The 20,620-nt window shown below is 41.1% G+C and carries 17 protein-coding genes; 15 read left to right on the plus strand and 2 right to left on the minus strand.

Going from position 1 to position 20,620, the window contains the following annotated elements; genetic code table 11:
* Positions 1-101 precede the first annotated feature (101 nt).
* The 8 genes from EEL30_07795 (at position 102) to EEL30_07830 (ending at position 8,919) form a co-directional block, all read left to right on the plus strand.
* A complete protein-coding gene (locus EEL30_07795; protein ID QDX92265.1) occupies positions 102-353 on the plus strand; it encodes a hypothetical protein in 252 nt (83 codons plus the stop codon).
* Between the two features lie 106 nt (positions 354-459).
* Positions 460-1,164 (plus strand): DNA-binding response regulator, encoded by a 705-nt coding sequence (locus EEL30_07800; GenBank protein ID QDX95702.1) that lies wholly within the window; start codon positions 460-462, stop codon positions 1,162-1,164.
* Complete coding sequence (locus EEL30_07805; protein QDX92266.1) at positions 1,154-2,542, plus strand: HAMP domain-containing protein; 1,389 nt, start codon at positions 1,154-1,156, stop codon at positions 2,540-2,542. Before EEL30_07800 ends, EEL30_07805 begins: the two co-directional genes overlap by 11 nt.
* A 158-nt stretch (positions 2,543-2,700) precedes the next feature.
* Positions 2,701-3,315 (plus strand): DedA family protein, encoded by a 615-nt coding sequence (locus EEL30_07810; protein ID QDX92267.1) that lies wholly within the window; start codon positions 2,701-2,703, stop codon positions 3,313-3,315.
* Between the two features lie 221 nt (positions 3,316-3,536).
* Positions 3,537-3,968 (plus strand): MarR family transcriptional regulator, encoded by a 432-nt coding sequence (locus EEL30_07815; GenBank protein ID QDX92268.1) that lies wholly within the window; start codon positions 3,537-3,539, stop codon positions 3,966-3,968.
* A gap of 60 nt (positions 3,969-4,028) precedes the next feature.
* Positions 4,029-5,753, plus strand: a complete 1,725-nt coding sequence (locus EEL30_07820) for an ABC transporter ATP-binding protein (GenBank protein ID QDX92269.1) — start codon at positions 4,029-4,031, stop codon at positions 5,751-5,753.
* Entirely contained in the window at positions 5,754-7,568 is a 1,815-nt protein-coding gene (locus EEL30_07825; GenBank protein ID QDX92270.1) for an ABC transporter ATP-binding protein, read from the plus strand.
* A gap of 274 nt (positions 7,569-7,842) precedes the next feature.
* Positions 7,843-8,919 carry a DUF418 domain-containing protein gene (locus EEL30_07830; protein ID QDX92271.1) on the plus strand — a complete coding sequence of 359 codons (1,077 nt, stop codon included), beginning with the start codon at positions 7,843-7,845 and terminating at the stop codon, positions 8,917-8,919.
* A gap of 68 nt (positions 8,920-8,987) precedes the next feature.
* Here the strand turns inward: EEL30_07830 and EEL30_07835 are convergent, their stop codons facing one another.
* Both EEL30_07835 and EEL30_07840 read right to left on the minus strand, forming a co-directional pair.
* Positions 8,988-10,880 carry an ABC transporter permease gene (locus EEL30_07835; protein QDX92272.1) on the minus strand — a complete coding sequence of 631 codons (1,893 nt, stop codon included), beginning with the start codon at positions 10,878-10,880 and terminating at the stop codon, positions 8,988-8,990.
* Positions 10,852-11,625: an ABC transporter ATP-binding protein gene (locus tag EEL30_07840; GenBank protein QDX92273.1), complete on the minus strand. Its 774-nt coding sequence runs from the start codon at positions 11,623-11,625 to the stop codon at positions 10,852-10,854. The genes EEL30_07835 and EEL30_07840 overlap by 29 nt, the downstream gene beginning before the upstream one ends.
* 252 nt (positions 11,626-11,877) lie before the next feature.
* Here EEL30_07840 and blaOXA point away from each other — a divergent pair, with 252 nt between their 5' ends.
* From blaOXA to EEL30_07875, 7 genes are all read left to right on the plus strand, one after another.
* Positions 11,878-12,732 carry a class D beta-lactamase gene (gene blaOXA, locus EEL30_07845; protein QDX92274.1) on the plus strand — a complete coding sequence of 285 codons (855 nt, stop codon included), beginning with the start codon at positions 11,878-11,880 and terminating at the stop codon, positions 12,730-12,732.
* 104 nt (positions 12,733-12,836) lie between these two features.
* Positions 12,837-13,562 carry an FHA domain-containing protein gene (locus tag EEL30_07850; protein ID QDX92275.1) on the plus strand — a complete coding sequence of 242 codons (726 nt, stop codon included), beginning with the start codon at positions 12,837-12,839 and terminating at the stop codon, positions 13,560-13,562.
* 218 nt (positions 13,563-13,780) lie between these two features.
* Positions 13,781-15,844, plus strand: a complete 2,064-nt coding sequence (locus tag EEL30_07855) for a penicillin-binding transpeptidase domain-containing protein (GenBank protein QDX92276.1) — start codon at positions 13,781-13,783, stop codon at positions 15,842-15,844.
* A 27-nt stretch (positions 15,845-15,871) separates the two neighbouring features.
* Positions 15,872-17,902: a penicillin-binding protein gene (locus tag EEL30_07860; protein ID QDX92277.1), complete on the plus strand. Its 2,031-nt coding sequence runs from the start codon at positions 15,872-15,874 to the stop codon at positions 17,900-17,902.
* A gap of 194 nt (positions 17,903-18,096) precedes the next feature.
* Positions 18,097-18,885 carry an IclR family transcriptional regulator gene (locus tag EEL30_07865; GenBank protein ID QDX92278.1) on the plus strand — a complete coding sequence of 263 codons (789 nt, stop codon included), beginning with the start codon at positions 18,097-18,099 and terminating at the stop codon, positions 18,883-18,885.
* Between the two features lie 207 nt (positions 18,886-19,092).
* Positions 19,093-19,860: a 5-oxoprolinase subunit PxpA gene (gene pxpA, locus EEL30_07870; GenBank protein QDX92279.1), complete on the plus strand. Its 768-nt coding sequence runs from the start codon at positions 19,093-19,095 to the stop codon at positions 19,858-19,860.
* A 79-nt stretch (positions 19,861-19,939) separates the two neighbouring features.
* Positions 19,940-20,614: a DUF969 domain-containing protein gene (locus tag EEL30_07875; protein QDX92280.1), complete on the plus strand. Its 675-nt coding sequence runs from the start codon at positions 19,940-19,942 to the stop codon at positions 20,612-20,614.
* Positions 20,615-20,620 lie beyond the last annotated feature (6 nt).

Raw genomic sequence — 20,620 nt, forward strand, 5'->3', positions numbered from 1 at the left:
ATCTATATGCACATAAAATGCTCTTCATAACTTCTTTATATTTACTACATAAGTTCCACACTTCTTTTTCGTATGCTAGAAAAAAAAGGGGAGGAACAAATATGAAAAAAATGATCTTCACTCTAACATCACTTGCACTAGTCTTGGGGATAGGTACAGGGGTATACGCAAGTACGTCACAGGTAACACCAGATCAAAAAGAATTTGAGCAGATGCGTCCCTTCATGCAACAAATGCATCCACAAATGACAGATGCACAAATCTCTTCTATGTACGAAACGTGTCACGGACCAAATGGCATGCATAATAGAATGATGAAGAATGATGAAGATCAGAACTCAAATCGTAAATAATCGCTTATAATAAAAGAAGAAAACAGGATAAGGCAGACTTTCCGTAAAGGAGGGGCTGCCTACTTGTGCATTTTTGCACATAGTAAGCAAGGCGGGTGAAGGAATAATGAATCAACAAAAGATATTGGTTGTTGATGATGAAGAAAATATTTTGCAAGTGATTCGTGCCTATCTTGAGAGGAGCGGTTACATCGTATACGTAGCAGAGACGGGTGAGATAGCCCTCCAGCTCCATCAACTTTTACAGCCGGATCTCCTGATTTTAGATTTGATGTTACCTGATATGTCGGGTGAGGACATATGCCGCCAGTTACGGAAAATATCGGATACTCCTATTATCATGCTGACAGCAAAAAGTAGTGAGGATGACAAAATTAATGGACTATTAATGGGAGCCGACGATTATGTCATTAAACCGTTTAGCCCACGGGAGTTAGTAGCCCGGGTTATTACTTTACTGAGACGGACAAACACTACAAAGAAACAAGAGCACGTCCTTACCTTTCTGAAAAAACGCCTTTGTGTGGAACCAGAATTACATCAGGTCACGCTAGATCAGGCTATCATCACACTAACTCCAATTGAATTCAAACTGCTGTATACATTAGCTAGTCAACCCAAAAGAGTGTTTAGTCGTCTGGAATTGGTTAACCAGATACAGGGGTATGGATTTGATGGGTACGAACGAACCATTGATGTACACATCAAAAACGTAAGGCAAAAATTACATGATGATCCCAAACACCCCTCCTTTATTTCAACAGTGTTTGGTGTCGGCTATAAATTTATGGTGAACCGCGATGAAGCATAGAGGAATGAAACGAAAGCTATTCTTCTCCCATCTTGGTGTTGCACTCATTTCACTGTTAGTCATCATCATTATTGTTAATATCTCTGTTTCTTTTACGTTTGGAAAATACGTAGAGAATCAGCTTAAAGGAGAGGCGGATGCGATCCTAAAAGACCTGACTGAATCTTATGTAGAAATGAATGGATGGAATAAACATATGCTTATGGGGACAGCACATCGGGCCATGCAACGGGAGATGACTGTCATTTTACTTGATGCAGAAGGTAGACTTATCTGGGACTCTACCACGATGGGCATGCATATGAGTAGCTCGCATTCAGGTCATTCCTGTGCCGTAGAAGATGCGCTTCCTCAGTCAACCTACTCTACTCCTATCATCATTGCGGACCGGCAGGTAGGTACGTTACATGTTTCGCTTTCCGATGGACAATTTCAACTACAGGAGCGAGAATTCATTACCAGATTCAATGGGATGGTCGGAGTAGCGCTCCTCTTTGTCATTGTTGGCGTTTATTATTACAGTGTTCGTATCTCTCGCGGTATTAGCCATCCACTACTTCATATTAAGGAAAAAGCCAATCGAATGCGGACAGGAGATCTCACAGCACGAGTTGAAACAGGCACGTTACATGGAGAAATACAGGAACTTGGTCAGGCACTGAATCATTTGGCAGAAAGCTTGCAAAAACAAGAGAGATTACGCAAAAATTTAACAGCAGATATTGCCCATGAGCTGCGGACGCCTCTTGCTACGATTCAAAGCTATATGGAAGCTTTTGAAGATGGTGTATGGGAACCGACCACAGACAAATTACGAATTTGTCAGGAACAGACCCTGCAGCTTGTTCTGCTGATTCGGGATTTGGAGAAATTGACGGAAGCTGAGAACCCCATGCTTCGGTTGCAAAAGGATCAGGTTAACTTATCCGAGATCATATCGGAAGCACAAAAAAGTATTGCAGAGTTATGGGACAATAAAAGGATTAGCTACGTTCCACCTTCACAGAAAGAGGTCATTTTGAATGCTGACTATCGTAGACTGTTGCAGGTTTTTACGAATCTACTAAGCAATGCATATAAATATACCCCCGAATATGGAGAAGTTCACGTTACAATCAAGGAACAACAGTCAGATATTGTTATCCAAGTAATAGATACAGGAGTTGGAATCAAGAAAGAAGAGCTACCCTATATCTTTGAACGATTTTATCGTGGTGAAAAGTCACGTAGTCGTAAATCAGGTGGGGCAGGAATTGGACTGGCTATCGTAAAAGCCATCGTAGAAGCACATGATGGAGAGGTGCAGGTCGAGAGCGATGTGCATAAGGGTACTACATGTTGTGTGCGTTTACCTGTTACAAGGAGCATGGGAGTATGATTCAGGATGATCCTTCAGAGAATATGTAAGAAATTCTTTAGAACTCTGTGATAAAAAAGATAAGAATTGTTGGATATCATATAGCTATAAGCAAAAATGACAGAGTTACATCCAGATTTGTTCCCTTCTTTGCTCTCATGAATTCAGGAGGTTATTACGTGCAGTTGGACACGATACTTGAGTTAATTAATCAATATGGCTATTTTGCTTTGTTTTTTGCCCTATGGTTAGGCATTGTTGGTATGCCGATTCCAGATGAAGTAATTGTCATGACGGGCGGTATGGTTGGATCGTTTGGTATTCTACATACAGTTCCGGCGTTTTTGGTCACCTATTTAGGGGTTATTTCCGGGCTGTCTCTTGGATATGTCTTAGGATATAAGGTTGGCGTTCCGGTGATAGATCGCATTCGGCGTAAAAAGCACATGGATATTTATATTGTACGAGCGGAACATCTCTTGCAAAAGTATGGGAGTCAGGCGTTGGTGATTAGTTATTTTCTACCGGTTGTACGCCATGTAGTACCGTATTTAGTCGGGATTAGCAAAATGTCTTTTCGTCGGTATGCTTTATTCTCCTTTACGACTGGATTTCTTTGGACATTATTATTTTTTATCCTCGGACACTTTTTAGGGAGCAACGCTGCTTCAGTAGGGTACCTGATTGCTGAATATAGTAAATATCTCCTGATTTTTCTTCCTGTAATAGCGGTAGTTGTCTTTTTTTTGATGAGCAAGAGGAGGAGAAATAAGATAAATGCGGCAAAAGGATAGAGAGTAACAAAAGAGATAACGTTAGCTATGAAGACTAAAGAATAACCAGAATATAGAGGAATCGATTCTGCCTAGATATAGGTATGTCGAGTCCTTTTTTGGTTGAAAGGTTATATATACCAATTGCTTCTTGGCAAGCCAGAACTTGCACCTTAACTAATGAGGGAGTATAATCCTGTTTATCATAATATATAGCTGGCTAACTAAATGAGGTGAGAAGTGTGGAAGAGACCCCTTATCTAGATTCTCTAGAACTGTTATTATCGCGCGTGGTGCGAACGTATAATTATCAAATGTGGCAAATGTCTCATGAAGTGGGAATCTATCCGGGACAATTGCCGGTTTTATTTCTGCTGAAAAAGAAAAATGGAAGGGTACAAAAAGAACTGGTCCATAAGATGAAGGTAAAGGCAGCAACGATAACGGTCATGCTTAATCGCATGGAGAAATCTGGCTTGATTGAACGTCAACCTGACCCAGATGATTTAAGAGCTTCTCGGGTTTATTTGACTGAACTGGGAAGAGAGAAATTAGAACGGATAGAAGAAGTTATTAAAGAGATTGAGAAAAAATGTTTTGAGGGTTTTCGGGATGAGGAGAAAGTCTTGCTTCGACGATTTTTAACACATATGCATCGTAATTTAACGGAATGAGCTCAGAAATAGATTTTTATGTAGCTAACAAAATAAATTGCCAGAGGGGATGCTAAGCGTATGGGTAAACTTTTTACGTATATTCTACCTTACAAGAAATATGCGGCAGCAGCTATTGTGCTAATGTTTCTTGAGGTTGTTATGGATTTACTCCAGCCGACGCTGATGGCTCATATTATAGACCGAGGTATCGCGAATGGAGACGTAAATTACATCATCCAAACAGGGATGATTATGGTGGGGGTTGCCCTTTTGGGGATTGTTGGCGGAGTAGGCTGTATTTACTTTGCCAGTATCGCTTCCCAAAATTTTGGTGCAGATGTAAGACAAGATCTGTTTAGCCATATACAGAGCTTTTCTTTTGACAAACTGGATCAGTTCAAAACCTCCTCTTTAATTACCCGACTTACTAATGATGTAACGCAGGTACAAACCGTGGTATTGATGATGTTACGCATGTTAACACGATTTCCGCTTCTGTTTATAGGTGGGATAATCATGGCTTTTTCACTGAATGCCAAAATGGCCCTTGTGTTGCTTGTGACGGTACCTCTTCTAATAATAGCGCTTGCTTTAATCATCAAAAAGGGCTTTCCTTTGTTTAAAAAAGTGCAGGCTAGTTTGGATAAAGTAAACGGAGTTACACGAGAAAATTTGGCGGGAGTAAGGGTAGTAAAAGCTTTTGTTCGTTCTGATTATGAAAAGGAACGTTTTCAAACAGAGAATGAGCAGTTAGCTGATGTATCTGTAAAGGCTGCACGGACAATGGCCTTGATGATGCCGATTATGATGTTGTTAATGAATATAAGTATTGTCGCGATTATCTGGTTTGGTGGTTTTCAAGTGAATGTAGGTAACATGCAGCTTGGAGAAGTAATTGCTTTTACAAACTACATGACGCAAATTTTGTTCGCGTTAATGATGGCTGGAATGATGTTGATGATGGTGTCACGGGCGAAAGTATCTGCCGATCGGATCGTGGAGGTAATGGATACCAAAACCACCATTAAAGATGTTGGGCAAAAAAACGTTCAAGCGCATACAGGAAAAGTTGAATTCGACAATGTATCCTTTCAATATACGGGAGCTAGTGGTGAGCCAGTACTGAAAGACTTATCGTTTACGGCTACTCCAGGAGAAAGAATTGCTATCTTGGGTGCTACAGGTTCAGGTAAATCTACGTTGGTCAATCTACTTCCGCGTTTTTATGATGTGACGGAAGGTCGCATTTTATTGGATGGAACGGATATTCGTGAGCTGAAGCTCCAGGAACTTCGCAAAAACATCGGAATGGTTCTACAGGAGGCTGTACTGTTCTCAGGTACCATTCGCGACAATATCCGCTGGGGTGATCCCGAGGCTTCGGAAGCTCAGGTGATAGCCGCAGCAAAGGCAGCTCAAGCTGATGAATTTATTGATAAATTGCCTGCTGGCTATGATACAGTGGTCGGTCAACGCGGGGTCAATCTTTCGGGTGGGCAAAAACAGCGTTTGTCTATTGCTCGTGCCCTACTAACAAAGCCAGACATTCTTATTTTGGACGATAGCACTAGTGCGGTTGATTTGACGACGGAAGCCCGTATTCAAAGTGCGTTAAAAGAACAATTAGGGCATGCGACTTGTTTTATCGTTGCGCAACGCATTAGCTCCGTGCTGGAGGCAGATAAAATCATTGTGTTAGACAACGGACAGATTACAGATATCGGAACTCACCAAGAGCTGCTAGAACGTTCGGACGTTTATCAGGATATCTATCGTTCCCAAGTAAGAGAGGAGGCGATCTAGATGAATAGAGGGGTATCGAGACCAGGTCGTTCAAAAGAAATGACAGGGATGCCGATTGTTAAACCGAAAAATTCCATGGAGGCCCTTAAGCGGCTATGGAGGTATTTACAGGAGCAGCGATGGTCGTTATTCTTTGTGTTTTTTCTAGTGTTGGCTAGTTCTGGCTTTGCTTTGATGGGTCCCTTACTGATTGGAAAGGCCATTGATAGCATGGGAATAACCACTGGGCAGGTTCAGTTTCCTTTATTAGCTAAAATTGTTGTTGGTTTAATTGCCGTATATATTTTAGGTGCACTTGCTTCTTGGTTACAAACCTATTTAATGGCAAGCGTGTCTCAAAAAACAGTCAAGAATATGCGAAAAGATATTTTTGATAAAGTACAAACGTTGCCTCTGCGCTTTTTTGATGAAAAGCCTCGTGGTGATTTGATGAGCCGTCTAACCAATGACGTTGAGAATATTAACAACACACTCTCGCAAGCAACAACACAAATTTTCTCCAGCCTCATTACCGTTATAGGGGCCATTGGAATGATGCTGATGCTAAGCCCTTCTTTAACGTTAGTTAGTCTCATCGTGGTTCCACTTGGTTTATTTATTACCAAAAAAATTGCAGAACGCACCCGTAAGCTCTTTTTGGAACAACAGACAGAGCTAGGTCAATTAAATGGGTATATAGAAGAAATGATTTCGGGACAACGGGTGGTTAAAGCTTTTAATCGTGAACAAGAAACCATCGAGCAATTCGCAGAAAAAAATCAACGTTTGAAAAAAGTGGGTGCTCAAGCTCAGGTGTTCTCAGGGATCATTCCCCCACTGATGAATGCTATTAATAATCTAAGCTTTGCACTGGTTGCATGTGTTGGTGGATACATGGCTGTGCAAGGGGCTATCACGATCGGGATCATAACTGCCTTTTTAAATTACTCTAAGCAGTTTGCTCGTCCGTTAAATGAGATGGCCAATCAATTTAACATGCTACAATCAGCTTTTGCTGGTGCAGAACGTGTATTTGAGGTATTGGATGAAGAACCAGAATTCGCTGATCAAACGGTGGCACATCCCCTTGAACAAGTGGCAGGCAAAGTAGAGTTTAAGGATGTTACCTTTGGCTATAAATCGGATGAACCTGTCTTGAAGGGGATTCATCTGACAGCGGAACCTGGGCAGATGATCGCGTTGGTTGGGCCTACAGGTTCAGGAAAAACAACAATTGTAAATCTATTGATGAGATTCTACGATGTTCAGAAGGGGAGTGTCACTGTGGATGGGCAGGATGTACGTCAGATTGAAAAAGAGAATCTGCGTTCATCTATTGGAATGGTGTTGCAAGATACCTATCTATTTGCAGGTACTGTAAAAGAAAACATTCGCTACGGTAGACTTGATGCTACAGACGAGCAAGTCATGCATGCAGCCCATATGGCGAATGCCCATTCTTTTATTGAACGCTTGCCAGAAGGCTACGATACGAAGCTTACGGAGGACGCTAGCAATATCAGTCAAGGACAGCGCCAATTGCTGACCATTGCACGGGCAATTCTAGCAGACCCATCCATTTTGATTCTGGACGAAGCGACCAGTAGTATTGATACCAGAACTGAGATGCAAATACAGAAAGCATTGAAAGTATTAATGCAAGGTCGTACTAGCTTTGTGATTGCCCACCGTTTAAGTACTATTCGGGAAGCGGATCAAATCCTGGTAATTAACCAAGGGGAGATTATCGAGCGTGGCAGTCATGAAGAATTATTGAAACAGAAAGGCTTTTACTATAATCTGTATCATACACAATTTAAGAATCAAGCTTCTTGAGAGAAAAGCTGTCCAGCGAAATCCTGGGCAGCTTTTTTTAAAAAGCTAGTAATCATATAAATTCTAGAAAAGGTTCTCTTCTCTTTACCAAATCGGTAAGAAAGAGAGCTTTTTTCGTTTATTTGTTGAGGGTCTGGTCTAAAAATCAAACCTTACAATTATGTAAGGGGCATGTAATCTTTTTGCATAGGTAAAAAATCTAGTAACAACTAGAATAAACACAAAGGTTACTAGAGAACACAACTACTATGAGTTTAGAAAGGATTGATATCTTATGACCGCACTTTCGGTCACGAAAAAAGAGCGTATCGTTTCCATGGATATCTTGCGTGGAATTGCTCTAATGGGCATTTTGCTGGTGAATGCACCGGCCTACATGGTTTATATTGAAGGACAAAGCATAAGTCAGCAGGCTTTTGATCCTACCTTACGCCTTCTATATAATTTATTCATTACAACGAAATTTTTCAGTATTTTTTCGTTCCTGTTTGGACTTGGTTTCTATATATTCATGAGTCGTGCAGAAGCGCGTGGAGATAAACCGTTTATTCTTTTTGTCCGTCGTCTGGCGGCACTCTTTTTGTTTGGTATTTTGCACATGCTTACCTGGTTTGGAGATATTCTAGCCTATTATGCTATTTTGGGATTTGTGTTGATGCCTTTCTATCGTAGGTCTGCACGAACCATCCTGAGTTGGTCAATGGGGCTTTTTGCTACAACAGTATTAGCTAGTGGGATTGCTGCCCTACAAACATATCTTGGTACTCCAGTGCCAGAGTTTATCGGTTCTTTAAAGAGTGATACTTTTGCCATTTTGGGAATGTTTTTACTGGGACTCTATGTGGGTAAACAAAATATTATAGCGGAAGTGGATAAACACGTACATCTGTTGAGACGTACACAGATTATTACATTCATCCTGAGTATCATTCCTTTTGTAGGTATTCTGTGGTGCCATTTTACAGATAACCCTATAAAAGAAATACTCCAACCATTTTTCTCCCGTATGGATACCTATCCAATGGCGTTGCTATACATGAGTAGTTTATTCCTTGGGCTACGCAATGAGAGATTGGCTAATGCTTTGAAACCATTTGCCAATTACGGTCGACTGGGTCTAACCGCATATTTTACACAAAATATATTCGGATCTATTCTGATTTCCCTGTTTGGTTGGTCAAACGGATATACGTTAGTCCAATCCTTCTACATGGCGATGATCATTCTTATCGTTCAGTTGATTTTAAGTAACCTGTATTTCTTGAAGTTCAAACAAGGTCCTTTGGAGTTTATTTGGAGAAAAATGACGTACGGTTTTAAACGTAAGGAAAAAGCGACAGCCTCATTTTAATTGAGAATCAAAAACAGCCGATTGCGTAGCAGTAAGAGCAAAGCAATCGGCTGTTTTTTTTCATTCCTCTAAACAAGGTGTCTTTTTAGTTTTTGTAAAAAGTGAGAGCGAACAATTAGGAAATAGACGAGCTGAAGCACAAAGAAGATCAGAATGCTTAGAATCGACGTTTTAAAGATGGAAAAAACGAAGGTACTACTAGCATATACCTTTTGAAGACCAACTAATGCCACTGACGTGTGGACGATAGCCAATGTGAACGGGACAAAGAACAGCAGAGCAATCTGGACAGTCATGCTTTTTTGCCATTCTTCTACTGACAAGCCAATCTTAGAGATCGTTTGATAGTATTGTTTATCCCGATCAAGATCCATATAGAGTCGGAAGTATAAAAAGCTCCCTGCACAAACATAGAATATCACGGCTACAAATAAGCCTATGAATAACATACTACCAACGGCCTGCTTAGCTTCAGCATAGTAGGCGTCACGCACTAAGGGATGTTGATTGGGTACCTTTTCATTAATTTCTTTGGAAAAGGCTACCGCCTCTTTATTGATAGGTTCATCATTTTTCCAAGCAGGAACAACATAACCTACAACCATATAGCTAGTGGATGCTTTTTCTTTCAAATTGGTAAAGTCTTCATCGGACACAGCTAACGTATTCCATTGAAAAGAAAGAATGGGTTTGTCCACCTTGTTTACAATGCGAAAGGGTCTACCGCTTTGATCAGGAAGTAAAGGGGTTCCTTCATGTGGTAAATAGTTCGCTCGTATCCAAAGAGCCTCTCCCTTCTTGACTTGATAAGTCTCTCGATCTAGAAGCGTTGCTAATTGATTATAAGCTGATATTTTTATCACATCTACACGTGAGGGTTTGGTAAAATATAAATCTTCTACATCTACGCGTTGATAGTTTACATGGTAATTAGCTAGATGGTTTTCAATTATTTGTTTCGTCTTTTTACCCTCTTGTTGGTTTTGGTTGTTATACGTATATTCGACTGTTAATGGAAGAGTCTCTTTGACCATACCAAGTACACCTAGGACACTGATCAGGGTTCCTGCCGAAGTAAAGGCGACGGTGGAAACAATCGTTACCATAAAAAACATTTGTGCATTATCCTTAATGCGATAAGCTAGATCAGATAGCCAGATGATTCGGGTTCCACGCCAGTAGAGAATTGGTGTTTTCTTAACCCAATTAATCAGGAATCCCCCAAACTGTGAGTAGAAGAAGTAAGTACCAACACAGGTTAATAGGATGACAATAAACATCCACTTTATCACTTCAATGATATCGTTTTTGAGTGTAAACGTGATATAGTAGGCTGATCCAATGCAAAGGATAGAGAAAAGGGATAAAATAACGGAACCTTTAGGCTCCTTTTTAGGTTTGCGTGACTCATCAAGTAAAACCTTGATACTCCGGTGCTTCGTTGTAAACAAAGTAAACAAAGAGATAAGCAAAAATGCAGTATAAAATGAAACAATCGTAAGCACAAGTGCCTCGGTAGGTATATAAAATGGAATTTCTTCGATATCAAGAATGGCCGCAGCGAATATGAAGAAGGATTTGGAGAATAACAGTCCAAATCCAATACCAACCACCATGGATAAAGTGACTAACAACAGGTTTTCCATAAATATCATAAAATTAATTTGCCAACGCGAAATACCAAGTATAGCTAAAACGGCAAACTCTTTTTTACGCATCTTAAGAAAGATATTCGTAGAGTACCAAATGAAAGCAAAGGAAAAACAAAAAATGATTACTTCGGCTGCAGTCATCCCATTAACCACCAGGTAATGTAGACCTTGTGTGGCTGTTCCTGGATGATAAATAAACATGCCATAGGTAAAATAAATCATAATGACAAAAGTAATACTTAAAAAGTAAGCTAGATAAAACCTGAATTTACGCCGCACATTAGTTGCGATGAACTGTAGAAAAGTCATAGGTACTTCCCCCTAAAAGCGCAAGAACATCTAAAATTTGTTGGAAGAACACCTGACGGCTTTCTCCACGCTGAATCTCATTATATAGCTTGCCATCCTTGATAAATAAGACGCGATCACAGTAACTAGCTGCTACAGGATCATGTGTCACCATCATCATGGTTGTTTTCTTTGTGATGTTAATGTTTTGCAAGGTTTCCATGACGATACGAGCTGATTTGGAGTCCAGGTTGCCTGTAGGCTCGTCTGCTAGCAAAAGCGAGGGAGAATGAATGATAGCTCTGGCAATGGCAGCACGCTGATTCTGACCACCTGACACCTCGTAGGGACGTTTTTGTAATATATGACTAATCTCTAGCTGAGTAGATATCTCGTCCAATTTTTGTTTCATATCAGGAATCTTGTAGTAATCAAGAGCGAGCGGCAACAAGATATTTTCGCCCAGCGTCAATGTATCTAATAGATTATAATCCTGAAAAACAAAGCCTAGATTGCGTCTTCGAAATAGTGCTAGTTTTGATTTTTTTATTTTATGTGGATTTTCACCATCTAATAAAATATGTCCAGTGGTAGGGATATCAATCGTAGCGATAAGATTCAACAAGGTCGTTTTGCCACTACCAGATGGACCCATTATGGCAATAAACTCTCCCTCTTCTATGTGAAAATTCACGTCGGTTAAAGCCCGATATGGAATTCTTCCTCCATATATTTTGCTAAGGTTTGTCACCTGAAGCAGTCCCATGCCACACATACACCTCCACTTATTTCATTTATTCCGGTCAAGAGACGCGTTTAGAGTATCATCCCGTTAGGTGCCAGTCAAGTTGAGCGTCCTATCATGGATTTATCATCAGGTTCTCATCGATTTGTAACGAGTTAAGCATGTTTTCAACGTTCTTATTAGCATATATTGGTATAGACAGGAAGCGATGGTGAACAATTCTAAATATATACAAATAGAAAGTGATATAAAAAATAGAGTGGAGTGTCGATGATGAACCTATTTAAATATGGTGCGGTCTTACTACTAAGTGTGGCAATGGCTGGATGTTCGGTAATGGCAAAGGAGTCTGAGCTACAAAAACCGGCAAGTATACCAGAGCAAAAACAGATCGTTGATTTGACCAAAATGGAAGTGAAAGAATTTTTCCCGAACGATGAAGGGGCGTTTATCCTACGTGATCTGGAGAAAAATACGACATTTATCTTCAATGAAGAAAGAGCGAAACAATCGCAAGCACCACAGTCTACTTTTAAAATCATGAATGCTTTGATTGGTCTTCAAGTAAAAGCGGTGGACGATGAATATACTGTGAAGCGCTGGGATGGCGTGAAGCGTGATCTTGATGCCTGGAACAAGGATCATACGCTTGGTTCGGCGATGCGCCATTCAGCAGTCTGGTATTATCAGCAGTTGGCCCGTGATATCGGTGCAGAACAGATGAAAGAATGGTTGCATAAAGCTTCATATGGAAATCAGGATATCAGTGGTGGTATTGATAAGTTTTGGCTAAACAGTTCATTAAAGATTACTCCGCTTGAACAAGCTGATTTTCTAGAGAAGCTATATAAAGAACAATTACCTTTTGACAAACAAGTGATGAAGACAGTTAAACGTATGATTATCCAGCAAGATGAAGATCTATATACGCTTTATGGTAAAACAGGTACACGTGCCACACCGCCAGCTGGTTGGTTTGTAGGTTTTGTTAAAGTAGAGGGACATCCTTATGTCTTTGTTACCACTGTGAATGGAGAAGGAGATTCTTCGGGGGTAAAAGCTAAAAACGTTACATTACAAATCCTTAAAAAATATAACATGTTACCAATGCCATCCCAAAACAAATAGGATGATAATGAAAAGAACAAGGGCTGCAAACTAAGCAGCTCTTGTTGACGTATCAGAATCGTTTATAATAGAGAGAAGGATTAACTGTTATATGGAGTGATATCATGTTGGGAGTAGAAGCATATCTCTTCATTAAAAAGGGAGATTCCAACCAGACAACGGTAAAGAAATTCATTACAGAGACTGAATGCACAATTGGTAGACGTGGGGCGACGTATCAACCAGATTTATCTTTTACCAGTTTATTTATATCCAGACAGCATGCTGTCATCCGCCAAGAGAGGGATCAGTACGTTCTTTATGACCTGAACAGCAAACATGGCACTGAGGTAAATGGACAGCCGCTCCAGAATACCCCGCATCTTTTGCAATACGGAGATCGTATTACTTTAGCAAAAGGGGAGGCAGAATTTATTTTCTTTACATTGGAAAATGAATTGGATGTAACGCGGGAGTTTATAAGACCATTGGTGGCTACTAAGGATCAGGTGGCTGAACAGATTGAGATGACACCGGTGAATACGGTTGTGAAAGGTTTGACCATCAATGTGGAGAGAAGAGAAATCTTACTGGATGGAGTTCGCCTTTATTTATCGGGAAAAGATATTGATTTGTTGATGCTCATGTACGAACGTGTAAATCAAGCTGTTAGCTATGATGAGATGAAAGTACATGTTTGGCCAGAACGAACATCTACCGAAGTAGATGGGTTGCCAGATGTAGGCCGAGCTGAAATTAATGCATTAGTTTACCGTTTGCGTAAAAGGTTGGGCGAGTACGGTGATAAAATTATTACCATACCGCGGTACGGATATATGTTGGACTTATAAAAAGACAAAAGAGCCAGAGGGCAAAACAATCGATTTCCTTTCTTATAAAAGAAAGGAGTCCGGCGTTTTCCTTCTGGTTTTTTTGTTGTGTACTTATTTTGATATGTATGGATGTTATCTCATGTATATATGAGCGATTTATCAGCGATTTGATGGTTAAGCAATATGTTTATTGGGAGGCTTATGACCTATCTTAAAGAGAAGGGAGTGGATTTATCATGAAAAGAATACTCTTTTTTTCAATAATAGGAGTCCTTCTTGCGGCAGGAGGCATTTTCATTTATGCCCATTTGATGGAAAATGACCCACGTGTTGTAAAGGATCGGGCAGAAAAACGGTTTGGGGATTATCTTGATAGCTGGAGTAAACAGGATTTTGCCCAAATGTACGAGCAACTATCGATGGATACAAAAAAGAATATGACAAAGGCTGATTTCATAGGTCGCTATGAGACCATTTATAACGGGATGGAAGCAAATCACTTGCAAATGAAAGATACATCAAAGGGACGTGAATCCATCACCGAAAAAGAGGAGATTCACCTGCCCTATCAAGTTAGTATGGATACGGTAGCTGGTTCACTCACCTTTACACATCAACTAACCATGGTGCGTGAAAACCAGAGTGGAAAAAAAGATTGGTACATCAAATGGAACGAATCCCTCATTTTTCCTAGCATGAAGGAGAAAGATAAGGTGAGGGTCCAAACAATCCTGCCACAGCGGGGAGAAATTGTAGATCGACAAGGCAAGCTATTAGCTACAACAGGGATTGCTTATGAAATCGGGTTATTACCTGCAAAATGGGACAATAACTCAGATGATAAAAAACAAAAGGCGGCCGCTCTACTAGATATGACCATGGAACAGATTGACGCAAAACGTAAGGCGAAATGGGTAAAGCCGGAGTTATTTGTTCCATTAGCTACTCAAGCAAAGGAAGATGAGCGATTGGATCAATTGGAAAAGATTAATGGATTGATGATACGCAAGAAAGAGGTGCGTTACTATCCTTATCGCCAAGCTACCGCTCATTTGATCGGTTACATCGGCAGTATGGGTGAAGAACAATGGAAGCTGTATCAACCAAAAGGTTATCGCTCCACTGATCTGGTGGGGAAGGCGGGCGTGGAGCAGGTCTATGAGGAACAATTACACGGTACTCCAGGTGCGCGCATTATTATAGCCGATGAAGAGGGACAAGAAAAGGAAGTGTTAGCAAAAAAGCTGGCACAAGACGGACAGAAGCTCTCTCTAACAATTGATGGTGACCTACAGTTTTCTATTTACGAGGAAATGAAGGGTGATGCAGGAACAGCAGCGGCTATTCATCCACTCACTGGGGAAGTACTAGCTATGTTAAGTACACCAGCGTATGACCCCAATGCTTTTATCCGTGGATTATCCAACAAGCAGTGGACGGAATTAAATAACAATCCGGCTAAACCTTTGCTAAATCGTTTTGCCATTGGATTCGCACCGGGCTCTACCTTTAAGCCTATTACGGCAGCGATAGGACTTGAACAAGGAAGTATTCAGCCTGAGCAAGGCATGCTGGTCAAGGGATTACACTGGCAAAAAGATACGTCATGGGGCAAGTACGAGGTAACGCGAGTAAAGGATCCATACAGTCCCGTTACTTTAGAAAAAGCACTTATGTATTCAGATAATATTTATTTCGCGCAAGCCGCTTTACAGATGGGACAGCAAGTTTTTTTAGAAGGGACAGAAAAGTTTGGTATAGGTGAAAGTTTACCGCTCACATATCCATTAAAAAGATCAAAAATAGCTAACAAAGAGATTAGAAATGAGATTCAGCTAGCTGATTCTGGGTACGGACAAGGGGAGGTTACGATGACACCACTTCATCTCGCGTTGACGTATAGCACGTTTTTAAATGAGGGCAATATGATCTACCCCACTTTGATCCAGCAAGAAGCTAAGCCACAAGCTTATTGGAAAGAAGGTGTGATGTCCAAAGAAACGGCAGCATTGATTAGAGATGACTTGATTCAAGTAATGGAAAACCCTCAAGGAACAGGACGGTTTGCTAAACCAGCAGGTATTCGCGTGGCGGGTAAAACAGGTACAGCCGAATTAAAGGCTAAAAAGGGTGAGGACGGAATGGAATATGGTTGGATGGCGGTTTTTAATGTAGATAAACCCAAGCTATTGCTTACTATGATGGTGGAAAATGTAAAAGGTCGGGGCGGAAGTCATTATCTTGATCCAAAGGTAAAACGAATTTTTTCGCAAGCGGTAAGAGGAGACTCCAGTGAATAGACAGCAGAAAGATAAGGTGAGCCTTTTGTGGATAAAGCAGAACAAGAACTGCAACAGAAACAGCGGTTAAAACGTATGCAATTGATTTTTCTCGTTACTTTCTTTTTGTTTTCGGCGATTATTCTTCGATTGGCCCAAATACAGATTGTGGAGGGAAGCGAGTTTGAGAAGGTTCTCAGCTCTCGCTCCCTCAAAAAAGACCCAATCCCCGCAGTCCGTGGAAATATTTATGATCGCAATGCCAAGCTATTGGTACATAGTAGAGCTTCATTTACAGCAGTCTTTCATGAACCAGAGGGTATCAAGCAACAGGAGCTTGTTGAACTAGCTGGGAAACTAGAAAAAGTCTTACATGGCATGACACAAAGCACGATTGTGAAAAAGCTAGATGTAGGCTTTACTTGGGAGAATGGACGGCGGAAAGACATCGCTCGAAATGCCCCTAAGTATATGGAAAAAGAAATTAAGTATGACCTTACACCCGAAGAGATTGCTTATCTAGAAGAGCACCGAGAAGATTTGCCAGGGATAGACGTCGTAACAAAATCCATAAGGGAGTACGACACTAAGCAGGTAGCTGTACAAACGATTGGCTATGTTCGTCCCTATCATGTGGCCCAAAATCTGAACAGTACGTTTTATAAAACGGAGCAAACGAATTATCTTCCTGATCAGCTTGTTGGATTAGACGGTATTGAACGTAGTTATGAAAAAGAACTACGTGGGAAAAATGGCTATCGTCTGTATGAGGTGGCAGCCAATCAATCCGTGCAACGTGAGGTAAAGAAAGAGTCTCCCGTACGTGGGCAAAGTCTCTATTTAACGATTGATGAGCGTGTACAGACAGAAACTAGAGATTTCATTAAAGGGTTCCTACCGAAATTACGAGGTAGTGTTTCATTGGCTGCTGGAGCTAAAACAGCCTATGTCGTGGCGATGGAAGTGGACACAGGTAAGGTAGTTACGATGGTTAGCTATCCTGAATATGATTCTAATGTTTGGGTGCATGGACCCGATCAAGCTACTTATGAGCAGATGAAATACTCTGTTACCAATGGAACCATTCGTGAAGCCCCGTATGATGTTCGTCCATTAACAGGCCTTTTGGCGGAACAGGAAAATAATAAACACCCCAAATCAATCGTGCCCTCAGGCTCTGTCATGAAACCGGTTACAGTTTTGCTTGGCCTACATGGGGGAATCATTACACCAAACGATCAATGGACAGATCCGGTCACATACTATTATGGTCGTGGAAACGATCGAGTCAAGAACGATAGCGGTCATAATTATGGGGTGCTCAACCCAGTTAAGGCAATTGCCAAATCCTCGAATACATATATGGCACGGATTGGAGAAGGTGTTGCCAAAAAGGAGGGTAACAAAGCCGTTTCTCTGTTGCAGGAATACTACCATCAATTCGGATTAGGAGTGTTAACCGAAATAGATCTACCTAGTGAGAATAAAGGAAAAGAAGATTATCTGGTCATGAATGAGAACTATGGACCACTCGCTGCGATGGTGCAGGCTTCTTTTGGGCAACAGATTCGAGCTACAACTGTTCAATTGGCTCAATACGCAGCTACCTTGGCTAACAATGGTATTCGTTTACAACCTCAACTTGTAGATAAAATTGTAGATGAAGCAGGGAGGATTGTTGTTCAGCCCAAACCTAAGATTTTAAATAAAATAGATCAACCCCAAACGTATTGGAACATTTTGCGTAACGGAATGGTGCAGGTAACACAACCAGGTGGAACCTCTGTCAATGCATTTCGTGGTCTTCCCTATCAAGTGGCAGCAAAGACGGGTACGTCCGAACAAGATATTTATGTTCCAGTGACTTCTACGAATACGAAAGGAGAATCCATTACCAAATGGCAAAAACATGCCAGAGTCAACAATGGAGTCATTATCGCCTATGCGCCTGCTGATAAACCTAAGCTGGCAGTAGCTGTTGTTGTACCAGAAGGTGGTTATGGAGGGCGTTCTGCGTCGAACATCAGTCGAGCTGTTTTTCAAGCATATGATAAGTATGTGGGTCTTAGGGGAGAGTAGCTACTAGGTTCTATCATGGATTCCTGATGAAGACAAATAAAGAAAATGACAAAATAAAGTATCCGTTCTGGGTACTTTGTTTTGTTTTATCATAGCGAAATAGCTTGGCACACCACTTCCCTCTGTAATAAGATATGTCATAATAATATAAAATTTCATGAGTAGCTTATAAATATAGAAAGGATGAGGAGAAGGTGCAACAAAAAAATAAGACAGTGGTGAAAGCATTAGATTTACTTTCTCTATTTCTTACTCATCCATATTTAACGTTAGCCCAATTAGTAGAGTTATCCGAGAAACCTAAGACCTCTGTGCATCGTATGGTCGGGTCACTGGAGGAGATGGGATTCCTACGAAAGGATGAGGACGGTCGCTTTGCGCTTGGTTTAACTTTTCTGCAATACGGTCAACTGGTGTCGGATCGGTTAGATATTCGCCAAACGGCCCTTCCATGGATGAATCAGTTACGGGATGAGATGGGAGAAGCCGTTCATCTCATTATGAAGGATGGTGTGGATGCCATTTACATAGAAAAGCTAGATACCAAGCATCCGGTGCGGTTATATACCAAGGTGGGGAGACGTTCTCCTCTGTATGCAGGGGCTTGTTCACGCATTGTTTTAGCTTTTTTACCAGATGCAGAGATTGAGGAATATTTGGAAAATGTTCAATTTGAGCGTATCGCAAAAGGTACGATTACTACTTGTAAAGAGTTAGTTGAGAAGCTGGAAGAGTCCCGTAGGAATTACTACACGATTAGTTACTCGGAATTGGAGAATGAGACTGTTTCTGTAGCAGCTCCTATTTTTGATCATCGGGGAAAACTATTGGCTGGTCTTAGTGTTGCAGGTCCAGAGGTGCGCTTTCAAGCTAATAAATTACCTTTGCTTATTAAAGAGACAATGGAAACGGCTGAACGAATCTCGCGCTCACTTGGTGGGCAGAAGGAGTATCCACGACATCAATGGACACAGTTGGTGTAGCCTTGTCTCTTACTAATAGTAAGGAATAACAAAACTACCTAGCGATACGCTGGGTAGTTTTTTCTGTAAATTGCTTCTTGTCAATCTATTGAACTAAATCTATAATGATTAAAAATATAAAAATGGAACCACTATTCCGAATTGCGGAACAAATCGCGCGACATTTACACGTATCACAAAGAACACAAGACAAAAAGGAGGGGAAGTATGTATCGCGTAGATTTGAATTGTGATTTGGGAGAGAGCTTTGGTGCTTATCGGATGGGGAACGATGAGGAAATTCTGGCTTTCATCAGCTCAGCAAATATCGCCTGTGGCTATCATGCAGGAGATCCATCTACCATGCGTCATACGGTTCAAATGGCGCTGGAAAAAGGGGTAGCTATTGGAGCACACCCAGGTTTACCTGATTTAATCGGTTTTGGACGCCGTACGATGGACATTTCACAACGTGAGGCACATGATATAGTGCTATATCAGATGGGAGCCCTACATGCCTTTGTTAAAGCGCAAGGGGGGATTATGCACCATGTAAAGCCACATGGAGCCTTGTACAATATGGCGGCACAAAATGACAGCTTGGCGGAAGCAATAGCAGAAGCTGTATATAGCTTAGATACAGAGCTAATCTTGTACGGTTTGTCAGGAAGTCGATTGGTGAAGGCGGCTGAGAAGATTGGTTTACGCAGTGCACATGAGGTTTTTGCCGATCGTACCTATCAAAATGATGGATCACTTACCTCACGCCGACAGCCTAATGCCGTTCTAACTGACACGGATGAGGCAGTTAGCCAAGTCATTCGAATGGTTAAAGAGGGCAAAGTCACCTCCCAACAAGGAACAGATGTCATGATTAAAGCTGATACAGTATGCATTCACGGCGATGGTGTTCACGCCCTATCTTTTGCCAAACAAATCCGTTCACAGTTAGAAAATGAACAGATCACGATTGAAACGGTGTCACATCAAACATAGTGACGTGTAACGACTAAACAGAGTTTTATACCAGATATAGATGAACACGTAGATTCCAACAGACAAAGGGAGGTTTTACATGTTATCACTGATCGGGATTCTAATCGTTATTGTCGGTTTCGCTTTGCGCTTTAATCCGTTACTTGTTGTTACAGTGGCGGGAATTGCTACGGGGCTAGCAGGAAATTTATCGTTTGAACAAATAGTTATTACGTTCGGAGAAGCTTTTGAAAAAAATCGCTATTTATCGTTGTTCATTCTAACTTTACCAATTATTGGGTTATTGGAGCGGTACGGTTTAAAGGAGCAGTCGCAACGATTGATTCGTAAAGTAAAAGCAGCGACTACAGGTCGACTGTTGATTTTGTATCTGTTTGTGCGGGAAGTGACTGCCATGATGGGACTAACTAGCTTGGGTGGACATGCTCAGATGGTACGCCCATTGGTGGCACCGATGGCAGAAGGAGCAGCCGAAAATAAGCACGGCCAACTGCCCAAGGAACTAAGCGACAAAATTAAAGCACAATCGGCAGCTACGGATAATGTAGGTTTATTTTTTGGAGAAGACATTTTTATTGCTTTTGGAGCCGTTCTGTTAATGCATGGATTTTTCCAACAGAATGGTATCTCGCTCGAACCGCTTCAGATCGCAGTATGGGGAATTCCTACGGCAATTGCGGCCTTCCTGATTCATGGAACAAGATTATATTTATTTGATGGAAAAATCAAAAGATATATGGAAGAAAGCAAATAACTGCGC

Source organism: Brevibacillus laterosporus (genome assembly GCA_007833815.1).
Lineage (GTDB): Bacteria > Bacillota > Bacilli > Brevibacillales > Brevibacillaceae > Brevibacillus_B > Brevibacillus_B laterosporus_D.